The 20,005-nt window shown below is 31.8% G+C and carries 21 protein-coding genes; all 21 read right to left on the bottom strand.

Annotated features, from left to right (window positions below; translation table 11 throughout):
* Positions 1-84 precede the first annotated feature (84 nt).
* Positions 85-1,263: a UDP-N-acetylglucosamine 2-epimerase gene (neuC, locus tag B5D41_RS04110; RefSeq protein ID WP_078809338.1), complete on the bottom strand. Its 1,179-nt coding sequence runs from the start codon at positions 1,261-1,263 to the stop codon at positions 85-87.
* Positions 1,256-2,305, bottom strand: a complete 1,050-nt coding sequence (gene neuB, locus B5D41_RS04115) for an N-acetylneuraminate synthase (RefSeq protein ID WP_078809339.1) — start codon at positions 2,303-2,305, stop codon at positions 1,256-1,258. The genes neuC and neuB overlap by 8 nt, the downstream gene beginning before the upstream one ends.
* On the bottom strand, positions 2,302-3,009 hold the full coding sequence (locus B5D41_RS04120) for an acylneuraminate cytidylyltransferase family protein (protein WP_078809340.1): 708 nt from the start codon (positions 3,007-3,009) through the stop codon (positions 2,302-2,304). The genes neuB and B5D41_RS04120 overlap by 4 nt, the downstream gene beginning before the upstream one ends.
* 241 nt (positions 3,010-3,250) lie before the next feature.
* Positions 3,251-3,826, bottom strand: coding sequence for a DUF8042 domain-containing protein (locus B5D41_RS04125; RefSeq protein ID WP_078809341.1), 576 nt, complete (start codon positions 3,824-3,826; stop codon positions 3,251-3,253).
* Complete coding sequence (locus B5D41_RS04130) at positions 3,826-5,790, bottom strand: motility associated factor glycosyltransferase family protein (RefSeq protein WP_078809342.1); 1,965 nt, start codon at positions 5,788-5,790, stop codon at positions 3,826-3,828. The genes B5D41_RS04125 and B5D41_RS04130 overlap by 1 nt, the downstream gene beginning before the upstream one ends.
* Before the next feature lie 81 nt (positions 5,791-5,871).
* Positions 5,872-6,333 carry a flagellar export chaperone FlgN gene (gene flgN, locus B5D41_RS04135; protein WP_159442880.1) on the bottom strand — a complete coding sequence of 154 codons (462 nt, stop codon included), beginning with the start codon at positions 6,331-6,333 and terminating at the stop codon, positions 5,872-5,874.
* On the bottom strand, positions 6,323-6,757 hold the full coding sequence (gene fliS, locus B5D41_RS04140; protein ID WP_078809344.1) for a flagellar export chaperone FliS: 435 nt from the start codon (positions 6,755-6,757) through the stop codon (positions 6,323-6,325). The genes flgN and fliS overlap by 11 nt, the downstream gene beginning before the upstream one ends.
* A gap of 83 nt (positions 6,758-6,840) precedes the next feature.
* Positions 6,841-8,292 (bottom strand): flagellar filament capping protein FliD, encoded by a 1,452-nt coding sequence (fliD, locus tag B5D41_RS04145; RefSeq protein WP_078809345.1) that lies wholly within the window; start codon positions 8,290-8,292, stop codon positions 6,841-6,843.
* A gap of 135 nt (positions 8,293-8,427) precedes the next feature.
* Entirely contained in the window at positions 8,428-9,573 is a 1,146-nt protein-coding gene (locus tag B5D41_RS04150; RefSeq protein ID WP_078809346.1) for a flagellin N-terminal helical domain-containing protein, read from the bottom strand.
* A gap of 297 nt (positions 9,574-9,870) precedes the next feature.
* Positions 9,871-10,119, bottom strand: a complete 249-nt coding sequence (gene csrA / locus B5D41_RS04155; protein WP_078809347.1) for a carbon storage regulator CsrA — start codon at positions 10,117-10,119, stop codon at positions 9,871-9,873.
* Positions 10,120-10,135: 16 nt separating this feature from the next.
* The gene (gene fliW / locus B5D41_RS04160; protein WP_078809348.1) at positions 10,136-10,576 is read right to left on the bottom strand and encodes a flagellar assembly protein FliW; all 441 of its coding nucleotides are present in this window, start codon (positions 10,574-10,576) and stop codon (positions 10,136-10,138) included.
* A gap of 145 nt (positions 10,577-10,721) precedes the next feature.
* Entirely contained in the window at positions 10,722-11,378 is a 657-nt protein-coding gene (locus B5D41_RS04165) for a DUF6470 family protein (RefSeq protein ID WP_234983888.1), read from the bottom strand.
* A gap of 44 nt (positions 11,379-11,422) precedes the next feature.
* On the bottom strand, positions 11,423-12,292 hold the full coding sequence (flgL, locus tag B5D41_RS04170) for a flagellar hook-associated protein FlgL (RefSeq protein ID WP_078809350.1): 870 nt from the start codon (positions 12,290-12,292) through the stop codon (positions 11,423-11,425).
* 170 nt (positions 12,293-12,462) lie between these two features.
* Positions 12,463-13,854, bottom strand: a complete 1,392-nt coding sequence (flgK, locus tag B5D41_RS04175) for a flagellar hook-associated protein FlgK (RefSeq protein ID WP_078809351.1) — start codon at positions 13,852-13,854, stop codon at positions 12,463-12,465.
* Positions 13,855-13,871: 17 nt separating this feature from the next.
* On the bottom strand, positions 13,872-14,384 hold the full coding sequence (locus tag B5D41_RS04180; protein WP_078809352.1) for a flagellar protein FlgN: 513 nt from the start codon (positions 14,382-14,384) through the stop codon (positions 13,872-13,874).
* A 17-nt stretch (positions 14,385-14,401) separates the two neighbouring features.
* On the bottom strand, positions 14,402-14,692 hold the full coding sequence (flgM, locus tag B5D41_RS04185; protein WP_078809353.1) for a flagellar biosynthesis anti-sigma factor FlgM: 291 nt from the start codon (positions 14,690-14,692) through the stop codon (positions 14,402-14,404).
* Between the two features lie 184 nt (positions 14,693-14,876).
* Positions 14,877-15,278 carry a hypothetical protein gene (locus B5D41_RS04190; RefSeq protein WP_078809354.1) on the bottom strand — a complete coding sequence of 134 codons (402 nt, stop codon included), beginning with the start codon at positions 15,276-15,278 and terminating at the stop codon, positions 14,877-14,879.
* Between the two features lie 82 nt (positions 15,279-15,360).
* A complete protein-coding gene (locus B5D41_RS04195) occupies positions 15,361-16,113 on the bottom strand; it encodes a ComF family protein (RefSeq protein ID WP_078809355.1) in 753 nt (250 codons plus the stop codon).
* A 17-nt stretch (positions 16,114-16,130) separates the two neighbouring features.
* Positions 16,131-17,945, bottom strand: a complete 1,815-nt coding sequence (locus B5D41_RS04200) for an ATP-dependent helicase ComFA (RefSeq protein ID WP_078809356.1) — start codon at positions 17,943-17,945, stop codon at positions 16,131-16,133.
* 92 nt (positions 17,946-18,037) lie between these two features.
* The gene (sigH, locus tag B5D41_RS04205; protein ID WP_078809357.1) at positions 18,038-18,703 is read right to left on the bottom strand and encodes an RNA polymerase sporulation sigma factor SigH; all 666 of its coding nucleotides are present in this window, start codon (positions 18,701-18,703) and stop codon (positions 18,038-18,040) included.
* A gap of 79 nt (positions 18,704-18,782) precedes the next feature.
* Positions 18,783-19,937 carry a DUF362 domain-containing protein gene (locus B5D41_RS04210; RefSeq protein ID WP_078809358.1) on the bottom strand — a complete coding sequence of 385 codons (1,155 nt, stop codon included), beginning with the start codon at positions 19,935-19,937 and terminating at the stop codon, positions 18,783-18,785.
* Between the last annotated feature and the right edge of the window lie 68 nt (positions 19,938-20,005).

Below are 20,005 nucleotides of genomic sequence, written 5' to 3' on the forward strand. Positions count from 1 at the left end.
ATACAAATATGTAAAATATAATTTTCCAAAATTATTCTTAACATCATTCCTTATCTAAACTATTCTCACAAAAAAATTTATTCTTTATAATAATTCAATATCATAAAACTCCTTTTTTATTAAATGTTCATCTAATTCTAATCCTTTTAAAGTCTCTTTTATTCGATAGCTCGTTTTACCATCTCCATGCTTATCATAAGGATTTACTATTTTTTTAATTTTATCCTTAAAATCAAATGAAAATCCTTTTTTAATTGCTTCTTTAATTTCATGATAACCATATCCACAATCTATTACATTATCTGCTTTTATTCTTCCTTTCTGTCTATCTCCTACATTAACTACTGGAATTTTAAAGCTTGGGCCCTCTATAAGGCCACTGGATGAATTTCCAATCATTATATCAACATGCTCTAAAGCTGAGAGATATCTTAATTGTCCTAAATTATCAAACAACTTATATTGTTTAGGGTTCTTATTTGTAAAACTTTCTATCTTCTCATTAATCACTCTACCATATGTATCAGCATTTGCTTTTGTAAAAATAACATTCATTTCAAATTCATCAATTGCTGTTAGCAAACTTTCAATCTGATTATAAACTGTATCATCCTCTAATGTTACTGGATGATATGTAACAATGGCAGTCTTACTTCCTAATTGAAAGTTAAGTTCTTTTTCTAATTCTATTCTTGATAATAAATCTAATTTATAAATATTATCTAATCCCGGAGCTCCAAAATTAAATACCCGTTTTGGATTTTCCCCCATTTGAACAATTCTTCTTGCATATTCTTCGGTGGCTGGGAAATGTGTAGATGCCATTTTAGTTAATGAATGACGGATTGATTCATCTATAGCACCTTCTGTTATTTCTCCTCCATGTAAATGGGCTATAGGAATTTTAGCTATCATGGCTGCAACAGCAGCAGCTAAAATCTCAAACCTATCTCCTAAAACTACTACTATATCTGGTTCTAACTCATCATAAGCATCAGCAAACCCTATACATCCTAAACCAACTGACTTAGTAATTCCAATTTCAGTATCTGAAGACATAAGCATTTCTACCTTTTTATCTATCCTAAATCCATCTTTTTCTATTCTTTTATAAGTCAAACCAAATTCAGGTGATAAGTGCATTCCAGTAGTAATAATTTGTAATTCAAGATCTGAGTCTCCACTTATTTCTTTCATTAACCAATAAAGCAACCCATATTCTGCCCTAGTTCCAGTTATTACACAGAGTTTGCGTTTATCCATTCTTCAAGTCCTCCCATTGTAGTACTTGATCTGCTTTTAAATCTTTTTTTACTTCCATCCCCAACACAGTTTCTAAAAATTTAGGATTAATACCTATCCCCGGTCGTTTAATATTTAAGGTTTCTTTAGTTAATTCTTCTCCAGTTTTTAAATCTCTATCTATAACTAAACTTTTTCTAGATATTTTTATATTAGCAACCTCAGATTTAGCAGGTTTTTTTATTCCATCTCCTAAGGCCTCTTCTATATTCCTAATATTTATCACCATTTGTTTTAATTCCTCTGGCTCTAAGGAAGCCTTATGGTCAGGTCCTTCCATATTATTATCTAAAGTAAAATGTTTTTCTATCACTACTGCTCCTCTAGCTACAGCTGCAACTGGAACTTCTATTCCTAAGGTATGGTCTGAATATCCAATAGGCAACTTAAAGGCTTGACTCATTGTTTCCATTGCTTTTAAATTAACACTCTGGTATTGAGCTGGATAATTACTTACACAATGAAGCAAAATCAATCTATCATTTCCAGTAGATAATATTGTATTAACGGCCTCTTCTACTTCAGCTAAAGTACTCATTCCTGTAGATAAAATTATCGGTTTGCCTTTTTTAGCTATATATTTTAAAAGTGGTAGATTTGTTGTGTCACTAGATCCAACCTTATATAATTCTAAACCTAAGTCATCAATTATATCAACCGAATTAAAACAAAACGGTGTAGAGAGCAATAAAATATCTCTATCTTCACAATATTCTTTTAGATATAAATGGTCATCTAAGGAAAGCTCTAATCTTTTTATCATATCAAATTGTGATTCTTCTTTATCCGTCGTTTCAAGTTGATATTGAGCTTTCGAAGCTTGCTTAGAAACTAAATTTTCAGCCTTAAAAGTCTGAAACTTAACTGCATCAACTTCTGCTTCAACAGCAGCATCTACTAATTTTTTAGCAATACCTAAACTACCATTATGATTAACTCCTGCTTCTGCTATTATGAAGGTAGGTTCATTTGGTCCTATCCCTCTTCCAGCAATTTCAATCATATAAACTCCTCCTCCAAAAGCAGCTGAATTAGTTTCCAATCTATTACATCATCAATGTCTATTGACCGTTCCCTAGGCATTATATATGGTACTATTTTATCCGTAAAAAATGATTTGTATTTTAGAAACATTTCTACTTTAGCTATATAAATGGCTCCATTTAACTGATAAGTGTCAGGTAAATCTTGTCTACGATTATAATGTTTCTTTTCACTAATGACTGGCTCTAAATAACCTTCATCATTTATTGTTTTCATCCAATATGGTGACTTATCTGTTTTACAAATACTTATTAATGAATCTGCTTTACTAGCAGTTAGCTTTTCAATACTTCTATTAATATCCTCAACTGCTCTTAATGGTGAAGTAGGTTGCAAAAGCATTATATAATCAGGTAAATATTCTTCATTATCTCTTAGCCAATTCAAAGCATGAATAATGGCGTCTTCACTCTTTGCAGTATCTGTAGCTAATTCATCTGGTCTTATAAAAGGAACTTCTGCACCATATTGTTTTCCTACTTCTGCTATTTCTTCATCATCTGTGGATAAAACTAAGCAATCAATATATCTTGATTGCTTAGCCGACTCTATAGTATAGGCAATTAGCGGTTTCCCATTTAATTCCTTTATATTTTTTTTAGGTATACCTTTTGACCCCCCACGCGCTAAAATTATTGCTAATATTTGATTTCCCTCAAACATATATACCCTCCAAACGAATCAATTTTATCTATGATTGTCTAAATCCTCTAAATGTCTCATCTAATTCAAAATATAATTTTTTTGCTGTTTCAATTGAACTATCTAATTGATGTTTATAATAATTTTCTATCAAAATTTTATTAGCTTCATAAAGAACTTTATGAAATTCTTTATCGGATAGTTCAGTCCATTAATTAAAATACTATATCAATCATACTAATGTTAATTTAAAATATATCTATTAATCCATTAATTTCTTATTAAATTCAACAAGTTCATCAATAAAATCTACAATTTCATACTCTAGTAAGTCTGCTACAAAAACCATATCCTCATTTTGAAAGGCTTTCATTATATCTACTAATATTGTATTAATATTAGTAAGTTTATTCTTTCCTTCCTCTTTTAATTGATCATTAGAAATTAAAGACAAGATACTTTCTAAAGCATCAGTATACCATTCCAACCCCTCTAAACATAGTTGATATTTTTGGTTCCCTTCCTCAATATTACCTTGTCTAAATAGTTCCGTTGTTTTTATTATCCCTTTTTTAAGTTTTGGTAAATATTCATCAGCTTGCTTTAATGTTTCTTGTATTAATTTATTAGTTTTCTTTGTTTTAAATTTAATATTAGATATCTGATTTAAGTCATAATTACCTTCTATTAAATAGGACTCATTCACCTTTACATCGTTAACAGAAATGTTAATTATGATTTCATCATTTAATCTGGAATATATCCCATTTAATACTTTCTCTATATTATTTAAATTAGATAATTCTTTAATGGCCTGACCATTCAAATATACCTTCATTACTTCCCACCTACTTTACAGTCTCTAATTATTATTTTATCTTCATTAAAGAGCACTTTATTTTCATCAATCTGGTTAGACATTTTTTTCAATAATTCTAAAGAAGTTTTAAGTTGTTGCCAATAATTAGTCCAATAAGTTCGATAATACTTCATTTTCTCTTCCAATTCCTGTTTATTATTAAAGAAATACTTGTTATTAACTTCTTGATACTTTAATTTTTCGATAATTAAAGTCCTTTGCGTAAAATAACTTATTCTTTTGTGTTGTTTTAATTTAGACTCATATTCCTGTGCTTTAACTTGTACTTCTTTTAATTTACCATTACTTATTTGCTGAACCTGAGTTAATTTCTTTTCAATCCCCTTAACGAAAGATAACTGTTCTTCTAAAATTTCAATTGAACTATTTAATTCCTCAATAGTCTTATCTATCTCTTCTTTTAAATTTTGATAATAATCATTATGCCCTTCTTTTTCATTATAAATCTCTTGCAGAGTAATTAAAGGATCAACTTTTTCTAAACAATATTTAGCTATTGCTTCCTGAAGAGTCATAATCTTAGTATGATCAATCTTTGCTCCACCTTCTGTTGCATCAATATACAATCTACTTGACCGCTTAGCAAAATAATCATTATAATAATTTAAAAAACTTTTAAACCCTTTACTTGTATATACTGGCTTTCCGTTAATTCCTTCCACAGTAATTAACCCTTCGTCATTTACTTTATTATTCTCATACATTGTTCCTGAAGCATGAGTCTTATCCTCAGAAAATGATAAGTCCTGTCCTACAAGAATAATTGGATTTCCTCCAAACTTATAAGCTAAATCAACCATACTATGAGCTACAGTACCACCAGTATTAATTGCAGTATACTGTCCTTTCATTTTTTCTACCCAAGCACTTAAATTCCGCTTCATTGTAAAGAAGACTTGAGGTCCAACCCAATTATCATTAACTAAGGGTGAATTAGCCTTTTCAGAAAAGAGAAAAACATTGTTCAAATCCCTAATACCTTTAAACTGATTATACATTTTTTGACTACCGTCCATGGAAACTACAATATCTGGCTCTATTCCAGCTTTTAGTAATGCTTTTAAAGCCGTTCCTACACACATTAATAAGGCATTACCTTTTGCATGTTTCAATTGATCAATATTCTTATCTAAAGAAGGTCCAGCTGCAACACAAATTATTGGTATATTTTGAAAAGAATTAAAAAAGTCATCAGCTTTTGGATTCTTTAATATATAAGATAAATTTGAAATAATATTATTCCGCCACTGTTTTGCTACCTTAATATTAGTCATTTTACTAATATTCTTATACTCAATAGCATTTCTAATCTCATTATAGATTTGATCATACTCTTCATTAAACAACCTAAGTGAAGGAGGATGTTCAAAGAATTTAATTTTATTTGCTAAAGATAATTCGTAATTCGCTCTTATAGCAGAATAGAGATTACCTTTGTCTCCTATAACTAAAATAAACTTCTCATTCTTTAGAATAGGCCTTAAATCACTATAAAGTAATGCGGTATAAAATATTGATAAATAAGGTTCTATAATGAAAACCCTATTAAATTTATCCTTAGTAAATAATTCTACTAGGTGATATCCTAAACCAAATCCTAAGGCAAAAATTTGGTCTTGACTATTATATTTTAATTGCAAGTTATCAACTAACTTTTTAGCCTCTTTAACAGGATAATACCTACTATGAAAATAAATTGGCTTTTTATCTTTGATTATTTGCATAGTATAACCATCATTTTTAGTCTCTTCTATATTAATTATTAAATCATTTTCTAAATCTTTAACTTGAGCTATAATGTCTTGGTCACTAACTTTATCATCTACTACGATTTTATCTGATTGATGATAATTTTTCATTATATTATAAGCCATTTTGCTTTTACGTTTCAATAACCGCATATTTTTATTAAAAAAAGCCATTCTAATCCCCCATCTTTTTTACTTCAAATCTATTATTCCATTAATTATTCTTACTTAAAAAGTCTAAGGAAAATATGAAATTTATTTTTTATTATCAATAAATTTACCCTCATAGTTATTAACAGCACCATCATAAGCACGATTAATATTCAAACCTGCATTGATATCTTGCATCTTCTTTTGTACTTTATTCTTTTGATTAATTATCTGTTCTTGATTATCTTTTTCTAACTTATTAATCTGGTGCATAATTTGATAAATATTTTCAATAATTTCCTTGAATTCTTTTGCATCCAATTGCAAATTATTCTGCTGTGCTAATTGCCTTTTATAAGATATCAATTGAGCTTCTAATTTTTCAATATTATTTATCTTCTTTTCTTTATCCTCTATTATTTGTTTTAAGTTTTGCCACTCTTTCTTTTCAATAGCCTGCTGTTGCTCTTTAGTTAATTTTAAAATCTGCTTATAAATTAATAGCTTTTGTTTATAAATATTAATTATTTCATTAATTAAATTCTCTTGATCTAACTTATCCTTCAACACTAATACCTCCAGAAGGCACTTGTTGTTTCTTTTGAACTTTTCTTTCTTTCTTTAAATTCTGCATAGCTTGCTTCCAAGTATCACTTAACTCTTCCAACATATTTATAACTTCATCCATTGGTTCAATACTTTTATTAATATTAGCCTCAATTAAACGACGATTCATATAATCATACAAGCTCTCTAAATTCTGGGCAATCTCTCCACCTTGCTCCATATCTAATGTAATCATTAATTCATTAATAATATTTTGTGTTCTAATTAAACAATTATTTGTAACTTGATAATCATTATTCTTTAAACCTTGCTTAGCTTGTTTAACAAATTTGAGCGCTCCATTATATAACATTAAAACTAATTTTTCTTGATTAGATGTTTCCACCTGAGTGTTTTGATATTTCTGATAAGGATTGTTAGCCATAATTAAACTCTCCCTTTTATTAATTAATAAATTATCCGTATCTATTAAGTAATTACTACTAATTGTCAACGCATACTATTAAATTAAAGCATTGAACTTATACTACTAGCACTACCACCTAAACTAGCCAACTGGCTCTGCATCCAGCTCATTTGACTATTCATTTTTGAAATAGCTGTTTCCATAGCTGTAAACTCACTCTGCAATCTTTCCCTTTCTTGCTCTAAGTTATCATTTACAGAATCAATTTGCTCATCAACATTTTCCACCATTATTTCATAAGAATCTACTTTCTCCGGGATTACTCCTGTATTACTTTGAACCAATAAATCAAGATAGCCATCTACTTTAGTAGCAATGCCATTAAAAGAATCACCCTCATCAGTATCGGCATTAAATAGTTTCTTTACTTCGTTTGGCTTATCAGCAATACTTTCTTTAAATTTATTAGAATCGAACTCCATAGCTCCATTACGATTAATCTCTATTCCTACCATTGCTAATTGATCATAGTCACTATTGTTATCTACGCTATTAGTAACCATCTGTCGCAATTTTGACTGTAATCTCATTAGAGTTCCACTACCTTGTAAGGCTCCTGCTTCTCCAGTTTCTTGATTATAATCAAGTTTCTTTCCAATGAAACTCTGCACGCTATTATACTGGTCTACAAACTCTTGAATAGCAGAGGTAGCTTTATCTATATCTTTACTAACTTCAATAGTCGTAGTTCCTGTCGTTTTTAAATTAAAAGTAACTTCATTTACTACATCATCAAGCCCTTGATTACTAGACCGAGTAACAGCAAGTCCATTTACACTAAACTGGGCATCTTGAGCTACCTGAAGTTCACTAGCAGCATTAACATTACCATTAATATCTAAATCAAAACCTAAATCATTAGTCCCATCATTATCTAGAATATTATCAGGATCCTGAAAAGAAAGCATATTATTAGTTCCTGTGTTTACACCTTCAATAATTAAAGTATTGTCTACTACTGACGATTCTACTAATTTATTACCATTTCCATCATCATTTCCACTGGCATTATTAATTGCATCTCGTACATCATTCAATGATTCAGTCCCATCTATGCTAACATTAAAACTTTTACTAGTACCATCCAATTCAATAGTAAAGCTACCACTATTCCCGCCATTTAAGCCTAAATCACTCGTAGAATCAACCTGCTGTGCAGAAGCAACTCGATGCTTTTTGGCTAGTTGACTAATATCTAAAGTATAGCTACTAGCATCAGCAGCAGTAGTTGCTGTCGCATCAGCTACATCTTCTGAGGAACTAGTTGTTTTATTGGAATCGAAGGTAGAGCTTAGTCTTAAATCTGCCATTTTATTTTCTAAATTACCTATTCTAGAATTAACATCCCGCCAAGCATCTTTTTCAGTTTCTAAATTGCTCTTCTCCTTACTTAAGTTCTGCAACTTGGTTCCATATTCTGCATTTAATATTTGACTAATTATATCTCCAGTTGCCATTCCAGTAGCTAAACCATCCATGCTTAAATCTGCCATTTTCTCACCCCCAAATTTAAACTAATAAAATAGCCAGCCAGAAAACCGGCCGGCCTATTTTATTCATATTTATTTTTTATTTATGTCAGTCTATTCCTTTACCGAGTAGTGAAACTGCTTCCTGACACTAATGTATTAACCTAGAAGTTGAAGAACTCCCTGAGGTTTTTGGTTAGCTTGCGCTAACATAGCGGTACCAGCTTGAGAAAGAATTCGTTGCTTACTCAAATTCATCATCTCTTTCGCCATATCAACATCCCTAATTCGAGAGTTAGCAGCAGTTAAGTTTTCTTTAGATGTACTCAAGTTATTAATAGTATGATCTAATCTATTTTGATATGCACCAAGCTTAGACCTTTCAGCCGAAACTCTAGATATAGCATTATCTATTGTAGTAATAGCATCATCAGCATCTTCTTGATTCATAACACTTATACCCTCACCTTTTTCTAATACATTAATTGAAATACTTCCAGCATCAGTGGCAATACTTGCAGTTGTGTCAGTATCAGAAATTGCAACAGTCACAGAACCTGATGTAGTATCATCTGCAGTATAAGCATCATTATTAATACCACTAAATGTCACACTTGTACCACTATCAACCAAAGCTCCACTGGCAATAACAGTACCATCAGCAGCTTTAAGATCAGCGCCACCACTATCTGTTACAGATACACTATATGAACCTCCCTGCAAATTATCTGTTGTATTTCCAGTATCACCCATATTAGTTGTTCCAGCATCAAAAGTTGAAACGCTGCTATCTGCTGTAACACTTAAACTCTCAGCTCTCATATCATTAACCGTTAATGATATGTTTTGACCTTCATTTGAACCAATTTGAAGCTTTGCAGCTTTCATACTGCCATCCAATAATTTTTGAGTATTAAATTCAGTATTGTCACCAATTCTTGTTAATTCCTCTGTTAGTTTATTAACTTCTTTTTGAATTTCAAATCTATCAGCATTAGTATTAGTGTCGTTAGCTGATTGAACTGATAATTCACGCATTCTTTGTAAGATAGAGTGAGTCTCTTTTAAAGCACCCTCAGCAGTCTGAATCATAGAAATACCATCTTGAGCATTTCTTTGCGCCTGACCCAAACCATTAATCTGAGATTTCATCTTTTCACTAATAGCTAAACCAGCTGCATCATCAGCAGCTCGATTAATTCTTCTACCACTTGATAACCTTTCCAAAGATTTACTCATATTGCTCTGTGTATTTTTTAGCTGGTTGTAAGAATTCAACGCAGCTACATTAGTATTAATTCTCATAATATATCATCCTCCTTGATTTTTTTATATTTTTCAACATCCTTATTGAAAAATAGTGTCATGCACAATATTATCTAGCTACTATTTATCAACTATTCTAGTCGGCCGCTCTAGTTATAGCTGATAAAAGTTAGTAACCACAGCTACTTTGAAATTTTCAAAGCACCTATTATTACTAACTTCCCCTTTATTCCCTGCATCACTATAATTATCGACATTTCAGATAATAATTTAATCACTATTTAAATCCTATAAGTTTGAATAACACCAATTAAGTGAAAATATAAACATATTACTCTATAATTTACCCTTCTTACTTGATTTATCACCAAATTTCAGTATATCACTTAAGTTTTTGACTTTAACAGCAGCTGCTTCTTTATTCTCTGCTTTTATTTCTTCGTAGATTTCCTTACGATATATCTCTACATCTTGAGGAGCATCGATTCCTAACTGAACTTGACCTCCTCCAACATCTACTATCGTTATCTCTATATCATCTCCAAGCATAATGCTTTCATCTTTTTTGCGAGTTAAAACTAGCATTTAATTTCCTCCTTAATCATGCAGAGACATCTTCTTTATCATCAAATAATTTATATTTAACAGAATATTCTTCCTCATCTAAAATAATCTGCCTAGCTAATTTTTGCTCTTGATTAACTACAATTGGTGCTTTAAGGTTCATAGTCATCTCCTGTAGATTGTCAGGCACTACTACAATATTGATTACTAGCACCTCTTTCTTAGTCTCAACTTGTAACTCATTCTGTATCTCATCCTTTAAATCAAATTCATAATCCTGATAAAAACTCCATGGCTCAGTTACAATGAAAGCCAAATCTGGATCGGTCGTAGATTGCAGCCAGAAAAAAGGAGTCTCTTCATCAGCTAATAAGATAAATCCTTTCTCATCTTTAAAACCATATAATCCTTGTTTAAAAGTAATTATCTCTTGCTTATCTATATCTATCTTCCCAAAACGAGTAGTTTCTAATTTCATAATATCACCTCGCTGTTTAGTTTTCAGTGTCAAACAGTTTGTCTACGTCGGTTGTCTGTGTCAGGATTAAATAGTTTTCAGTTGTCTGTGTCAGTTGTTAGTATCGTTTTTTTGCCTGACACTGTCACTGATTCCTGACACTAATTTACACTCTCAAATCCACGGCTCTAATTTCTAAATTTGAACTCTGCTTTTGATAAACTTCAACCTTACCCCACTGTAGGTTAACTTTAGGGAAATTAGGTTTACTATTAACCTCTATTCCATCTAATTCATTTACTTTAAAATTTATATTTTGTTTGCTAGGATTGATCTTAATTTCTGGACCACGCTTCCACTTTAAGCCTAACTCACGTTTTTTCTCATAAATCCGCTGTTTAGCTTGTCTAATTAAAGGTTTACCACCTTTCTCAATAGCAGCTAATTGATCTCCTTCTTGAGTATATTGAGCTATTCCACGCAAAACAGCTTGTTGTCCTTTTCTAGCTATCTTTTTACTATAATTTTTAGGCGTTTGATAATTTAGATCAGCTAATGCTTTAGTTTGGTCAATCTCTACTTTAGCTGGCTTCGAACTAATCTTTAAATCACCAGGCACTTGTTTTAACTTAAAATCAGCATCCTTTTGCTGTAAATTCATTCGTGGCTTTCTTTCACGCAAACCAATTTGAGCAAATCTTTGGTTGATTTCTAATCTTAACAAATTAACCACCTGCCCTATAAGTGTCAGCGTCGAACAGTTTTCAGTGTCTGTATAGTTATCTATGTCAGTTAACTGACCACTGACACTGTCTATTGTCACTATCTGACACTGTCACTGTTAACTGATTCCTGTAATTCCTGACACTACTTGAGAAACTGCATTAAACTCGGCTGAATTATCCTTGCTCCTGAAGACAGAGCTGCTCGATGTACATTCTCACTCATCTTTAAATTCATAATTGTTTCAGCAATATCTACATCTTCATTCTTAGATAATAACTTCTTAAATTTAATCTTATCTTCATCTAATCTACTCTTAGTCAGTTCTAAGCGATTCTGCTTAGCTCCTATCTCCGACCTTAGCCTTAAAACTTTATTTAGCTTCTTATCTAAATTGCCTATCCTAGTATTAGAAATCGCATCTCCATTGCCGTTTCTTAAATCAGTAACTAAGTCTTTCATTTCATCAAAAACCCCTTTGAAAAACGCACCATCCTGATTAATCTTCATCTCTACTCCACGAGTGATTTCTCGATCAATAGCTCCATTATCACCTTGATAATTGGAGTCAGCCGTTGGATATGGCTCAGTTGTAGTCTTATACCCAGCAAATATATATCTACCATTATAATCAGTATTCGCTACTTCAGTTAAACCCTCTCTTAATTGCTCTACTTCATCAGCAATTGCATTTCTATCAGAATCACTTAAAGAATCATTAGCTCCATAAACAGCCAATTCTCTAGTGCGCTGCAGAGTCTTAGTAGCATTCTTTAAAGCATTCTCTGTTGTTGACGTCCAAGTCAACGCCTGATCTATATTATCAATATACTGTTCATTGCTGTTCAATGTAGATTTTAATCCCATGCTAGTCACTACCCCAGTTGGATCCTGTGACGGCATATCAAATTTTTTACCAGTTGATAATTGGCGATTGAATTTATCTAATCGCTCCATATTATCACTAAGATTTTTTAGTAGATTATTTGTCATCATTCCATTAGTTACGCGCATTTTATTATCACCCCATCACTTTATCAAGAATGCTATCTAGAGTTCTTGCATAATATTCATATTGAATTTAATCTTATCCTTAGTCTGTGCCTAGTCTTGTGTAAGTCTGTGTCTAATTTTTTAAGGTTTTAAAGGTCTTTAATTGTCAATTATCAATTGTCAACTGTCAACTATCGTTTAATCCCATTAACCAATACACCTAGCATCTCATCCATAGTAGAAACAAATTTAGCAGCTGCTGTATAAGAATGTTGATATTGAATCATTTTAGCCATCTCTTCATCTAAAGAAACACCAGAAACTGAGTCACGCTGTTTATTTAGCTGTCTAGTTAATACTTCCTGATTATCTACCATCCGTTTAGCTCGCTGACTATCTACTCCTAACTTAGCAATATTCGAACCATAGTAATTAGCAAAAGTAGCTGTTTTTGAACTAAATACCTTTTCATCCCCTAATTGAGCTAACTTTAAAGCAACACTTCCATCACCAGGACTATCAGGATTCTCGGCAGTAGCTATCTTATTTAAATCATTCTTAATCGCATCAGTTACATCTATGCCTTTCGCCGTTGATCCTTCAAGGAATTTAATACCAGTACTATTATCTAATCCATAGCCATTCTCATGGATCTTATTAAACTCATTAACCATTTTTCCAGCCATTTTATCTAGTTGTTCTATGTATTTAGGGATTTCTTCATCTCTAGTTTCTAATAAACCTTTAATCTCTCCATCACTAAATTCAGCTTTCGAATCATTATTAGACCATTTAATCTGCATTAAATTATTATTGCTTGGGTCTTTTTCTAAATTTAATTTATTAGATTTTTCTTGCCAAACTAAAGCTTGTCCTTCTATACTGACTGAAATTGACCCGTTAGACGCTTCTTGTGTCTGTACACTAGTAATTTTAGATAATTTTTCAATTAGCAAGTCCCGTTTATCTTTTAAATCATTAGGATTTTGATTCATACTTTCAATTCTACTAATCTGTCCATTTAAATCAGCAATTCGCTGTGCATAAGAGTTGATATCCTCTACCTTTGTTCCAATTCGGTCATTAACTGATAGACGATAATCACTTAATTGATCATCTAGATGATTAAATGTATCTGTTAGGGATAATGCTCTCTGTCTTACTGTGGCTCTTACCGCTTCACTCTCAGGATTATTATTTAACTCCTGTAGGGAACCCCAGAATTCATCCATTACATTTCGTAGACTATTCTCTGATGGCTCATTAAAAACTAACTCTATTTGTTCTAGAGCATCTTCTCTCATTTCCCATCTTCCTTGTGCACTACTTTCCTCTCTAATCTGACCATCAATAAATTTATTTCTAATTCTTCTAATCTGATCTATCTTAACCCCAGTACCTACTTGTCCAGCTCCAGTACCGTTATAAATAGTATGAGGTCTATTAGTCGAATGAATTGCTTCCTGTCGACTATATCCTTCCGTATTAGCATTAGATATATTATGACCTGTTACATCTAAAGATTTCTTCTGCACCTGTAAAGCTCGTTTCCCTAATTCTATTCCTCCAAAGGTTGAACCCATTCTACTTCCCTCCTATGCTATGCCTTCTGATCAATAATTCTTTGCTGTTGCTGATTATTCTGTTGGTTGCTACTATTTAGTTTACCTGGTTTTTGATAAGTTTTAGTTTTGCCAATATTACTTTCGGTTAATAACTGTAAAGTGTAGTCATTTAATTTTAACGATTCTTCAATTAAATTAGCATTAGTATCATTTATATTGCGTAAATCCTCTAAAAGATCTAAAATTTTCCCTCTTGTGTTCTTTAATTCACTTACATTCGGACCCGAAATTAATTCTGTAAGCTTAGCAAATGATAGCTCTCCATCAGATAAAGAATATCTATCTGCAATCTCTTGTAAAGTTTCTACCCGTTCTTCTTCTAATTGATTAATCTTTTCAATCTCTGCTTGTTCATCCTCAATAATACTTAATAAATCATCAACTCTATTATCAATAATAATCGCCTGTTTCTCTTCACTTAATTGATAGAGCTGTTGATAAATTTCATATTCAGCCTGTAAAATTTGAACTAACCTCTTAATCTCCATTTATCTCACTTCCTTAATTAAACCAAGTTATCGATTATAGTCCTGGCTAACATCTTTTCTGCAACTTCTTCTCCAGAAACATCATAATTACCAGTTTTGATTGCTTGCTTTAGAGAATCAACTTTCTCCTGCCGCACTACTGGTTCTTTTTCTAATGCCTGTTTAGCAACCTGCATCTCTTTAGCTTTGTTTGAAAGTGATAACTTATCGCCTTTATTCTTACGATTAATTTCTGAAGCAGAATTGGTCTTCTTATCCTTATTATATACTTTCAAAACTCTACTTAATTGCTCATTGGAGATTTTCATAGCTAATCACCCGCCTTCTAATTAAAATACACTTTTACAATATAATAAATTAATTCCGTTCATTATGTTCTTATTACTTATATCGTAATGAAACAATTTAATTTAAATGATATAAAACGGATTTATTCTTAATTAAATAAGATTAGGCTGAATTAGCTACTTATAACTAGAAGTTAAATCCAATTTAATCTTTTTTCCAAGCTCTAGTATACATTTGGCTTTTAGGTTTCTTCTTTTGCTTTTTTTCTTTCTCTTTATCCTGCCTTCCAACAAAGCCATCACTTAATTGATCTCTACAACTTTTACAATAATCACCGCTCTTGATCTGTGTGCCGCATCTTTTGCACTCGATAGTTACATCTACATTAAATTCAACTAGTCTACCTTCACGAATAAACTTCTTAATTCGTTTTACACTAACCCCTGTTTCTTCATGGATCTTAGGAATCCTAGCTTGTCCACTCTCATAAATATATTCCTTAACCGTTTCAAAGTCTTCTTCTTCTTCCTCTAAGCATTGAGGACAGACTTTATCAGTATTAGAGACAAAAACATTACCACAACGAACACAATTCTTTAATCCCATATGATACTCCTCCTTTACTATCAATGCTTACTTTATAAATTCGATAAAAAGATACATATTCCCTGCTATAATTAAGTAAATATTAGAATTTATTTGGTAATTGTTGCCCAGTAGCCAAAGTTAAAACTGAAACTTCCTTTGCTCCAGCTCGTAGCAATACTTTAGAACATTCATTAACAGTACTTCCTGTCGTATAAATATCATCAATTAAGAGAATATTTTTCCCTTTAATATCTTTAGTCTTTTCTGGTTCACAATAGAATACACTATTTACATTCTCTTTTCTTTCTAAAAGAGATAATTTACTCTGACTAGCAGTATTTACTGCTCTCTTTAGCACTCGATTATCTACTGGCAAATCCAAACATCCCCCAACCTCTTTCGCCAATAAATAAGCCTGGTTAAACCCTCTATTCTTAAACTTTTCTTCTGCAAGTGGTACAGGAATAATTAAATCTAACTTCTGTCTATCATAAAATTCTAAACCATAAATTCCTAATAATTTACCTAATGGTTGAGCCAAAGCTTGACGCCCTTCATATTTAAAATCATGAATATAGTCAGGAATTCCTCCACTATAAAGCGCAACAGACCTTGCTTTATTAAATAGATACTTATGGTCTTCACAAATATCACAATAATCCTTCTCTTCAGATAACACTTTACCGCATTTTTGACAATAATTATCAGTAATATATTCAATTTTTTCTAAACAATTCTGACAAAGATGAATATCATCGGTCACTAACTCACTTTCCTCACAATAAAGACATCCTTGTAATTCTGGATAAACTAAATCTAATAAACCGTTCCAGAGATTATTCAATAATCCCATAAAACTCAACTCCTCTGTTAATTATCCCTTATTAAATATCCCTTTTTTCTAGCCTCTTGATTTAAACTTTGAATTCTACTTTTAGCTTTTTTCATTTCAGAAGTTATCTGTTGTCCTATAAACCAGACTTCTCCATCAGGATATTCCAGGGAACGACCAGCTCTTCCAGCCATTTGAATCAAAGTAGGCAGATCAAAGATAAAATCCCAATCAGCAAATAAAACTAATACATTGGCCTTAGGGACTGTAATTGCCCTCTCCATAATAGTAGTAGCAACTAAAATAGGATATTTGCCATTACAGAATTCTTCTCGTTTTTTATCTCGTTTAGAATCCTGAGCATGACTATATTGAACCCACGATTCCCCATTTATTTTAGGCAATTCTTCTTGTAACTTTTCACCTACTAATTCTACTAATTCCCTTGTTGGCAAAAAAATAAATAGCTGTGATAAATCTTGATAAATTGACTGACTAATTATGGTAAAGATTTTCTCTGATAATTTTATTTCTTTAGCCTCTTTATTATACCATAATTTTGTAACAACTAATTCCGGTTCAGGTACTGGATGACCATGATAACGAGCTGGAATCTTAATTAGTATTTTATCATCTTCATGCTCAAAATCAATTAAATTATTATTTGGAGTAGCTGTCATATATATGATTTTACCTTGCAAATGACATGATCTATTTACTGCTCGTTTTAACATCTGATTACCTTGATAAGGAAAAGCATCTACCTCATCTAAAATAATTAAATCAAATTTATCTTTAAAGCGCAACACTTGATGAGTTGTAGCTACAGTTATTGGTGCTAAATCATATTTGGTCTCTGAACCACCATAAAGAACACTTACTTCAAAATTAGGAAAACTTTCTTTTAATCTAGGTGCTAATTCAATGACAGCATCCTTCCGAGGAATAGCAAATAAAACCTCTCCACCACGGGCTAATACTTTAGCAATAGCTTGAAAAGAGACTTCTGTCTTACCGGCTCCACAGACAGCCCAGACTAATGCTTCTTGCTGTTGACTAGAAAGAAACTGAACCAATTCCTGACTAGCATCGCTTTGTGCAGCAGTTAATTCAAAATTCAACTTCGGTTTCACTATTGCATTTACTGTATTGGTTTTAGATACTGGCTTAAATTCATAAAGTGGACGACATATTCTAGCTTGACCCATGCTAATACAATTATCACAATAGTAGTCAGTTAAACCACAGTAGTTACACTCCATAGCAATCAACTTTTCTTCTTCACCACATCGCTGACAGACTAAATGATTATCTGCTTGAAAAAAGATACTAGGTATTATCTCTAATTTAGTTTCTAATTTTAATGTCTGTAATATTAATGATAAAGATGTATTAAGGGTTAACTGATTTTCACCTAAAGCATCTATTATTTCATCATAATATAATAATCTTCCTGCTAAAAGTTGGTGAATTCCTTTTAGAGATTTTTTAGAGGGGAAAGTAATATTTACAGATTTCACATCTCTTATTTGATTATATTCAGTTAAAGAGTAATATGATAATACATCTTCAATTCGTCTACTACATTCGTGTTTTAACTCTGTAATGTCATCGAATAAATCTCGGATTAAAACTCCTTCTCTTTCTTGTACAGTAGTAACCCTTTTATAAGTATATTCAACTAAGCCAATAGGAAGCGGTTTAGTTAAAGCATATGCTTTAAGTTCTTTGTTTGCCCATATATTATTTTGTAAATAATAGCTTAATTCAATTTCAGGCTTATATGCTAGATTAACTTTATACCTTTTTTGATTAATCACTAACAGATAAATAACAAATTTCGCTTCCTTCATCGCTCTCCTCCTGTTTATAATAAAAAAAGCTGCCCCCCATCAATATAAGAAGGCAACCCCTAGCATGTCTAATATTTAGTGAAAAACGTAAGTTAGTAATTATCGACTTCATCTTTTAACTTTCTTTTTAATTCATCAATTTTGCGCCGAGCTCTTTGTAAGGCATTATCTACAGTTTTTACACTACTACCTATCTCTACAGCTATCTCTTTGTAGGACTTAGCTTGAAGATAACTACTAAATACTTCCCATTCTAGGTCAGTTAGCATTCCTTTTAGCTCATATGTAACTTCATCAACTAATTCTCGATTCATTAAATCAGTCTCTGGATTATTATTTTCATCTGGTAATACATCTAATAAAGTCCGCCCTCGACCGCCATCATCCTTAGAATATTTTAACTTCTTGTCAATAGAAGTTGAAGTATTTAAGGGCATATGCTTTTGGCGATTAGCAGTCTTAATTGCAGAAATTAATTGTCGACTTACGCACAAATGAGCAAATCCTCTAAAAGAAGCCGCTCTCTTTTCTTTATAATCTCTAATCGCTTTATAAAGCCCTACTAAGCCTTCTTGAATTACATCATCTTTATCTAAACCTTTGATGTAAAATAGCTTTGACTTAGCATACACAATATCAATGTTATTATCTAATAGATATTCCTCAGCCAGCTTGTCCCCGTTCTGAGCTAAATCAATTACTTGCTGTTCTAGCATATCCTCATATTTGCTCTTGAACTTTTTCCTAGCCTTACCCATTAAGATATCCCCACCCCTGTGCGATTTTTAGCCACTATCATTATACCATAATTTAGTTAGCTAGTCAAAATCTAATCTATTATAAGTAACGCAAAAATTTAACTAAAAAATTCTCTTTTAAATCAATAGCATTGTAAGGACAAACTTCTTGGCAACAAAGACATTTGATACAGTTAGCTTCATCAATCTCAAGATGAACCGTATCTCCATCATCTATCTCCTCAATTACCAACTGCGGACAACTTTTAAGACAGGTTCTACATTTGGTACATTCTTGTTGATCAATTATTGGCTTAGACATCATCAATTGCAAAAATGGTTTAAGAATAAAATTAGGTAAATGCGATAAGAAGGCATTAGATGGAAGGTCATATTGCTTATATTCTAGTTGAACAAAATTACCTGTAATTTCAATTCGATTCAAGTTAGCTCTTCCTAAACCTCGTTTAGCTGCTATATTAGAAATCTGCACTTGATTATCATCATATCCTAAATATTTAGCAGCTACTGTATCTAAAGCTACTAAATCAGTACTTGCTAAAATAGTACCCACGGCACAAGGAACTCCTGCACTTCCAGGCCCATCACCTGCTAACCCTATCACTCCATCCATAATAGCCAAATCAGGTTTTACTGTAGCAAAGATATCAACGATTACTTCAGCAAAACGATTAGGATTAGGGAATTCACGATGATATTCCATCTTCTTTAATCCTGGAATAACACCATACATATTTTTGATAGCTCCAGTAAATAATGTTAAACTATGAGTCTTTAGTTTCGGTAAGGAAATAATAAAGTCTGCTTCTAGTAAAGGTATAGGTAGATTAAAATCCGAAATAGTATTACCAACATTAGAAACTAATTTTGTTTCTACTCTATCAAAGTTTATAAACTCAACATCTAATTCTTCACAGACAGATTTCATACCAGTCTTTTCAAAAGCAGCAGCGGTCAAAGACTTTTCAGCTAAAAAACCTCCGGAACTCTCACCTACTACTGGGGTTGCCCCTGTCTCTTGTACTAATTGAATAACTGCTTTTAAGACTAAAGGATGAGTAGTTATAGCCTGTTCTGGAGCTTTAGGACTTAAAAGATTCGGTTTAATTAAGACTCGATCATTCTTTGAAATCAATCGTTCTAATCCGCCTAATTCATCCATCGCCTTCCTAACAGCCTCAGTAACTAATTTCTCTTCATACTTAGAACAGCTAATAGATGCTACAGAACTCATACTAAAATAATACTCCCTTCTATTTGTTCCTTCACTATATTCTATTATATAATTATATAATTAATTCA

Origin of the sequence: Selenihalanaerobacter shriftii (assembly GCF_900167185.1) — a bacterium.
Classification (GTDB): Bacteria; Bacillota; Halanaerobiia; order Halobacteroidales; family Acetohalobiaceae; genus Selenihalanaerobacter; species Selenihalanaerobacter shriftii.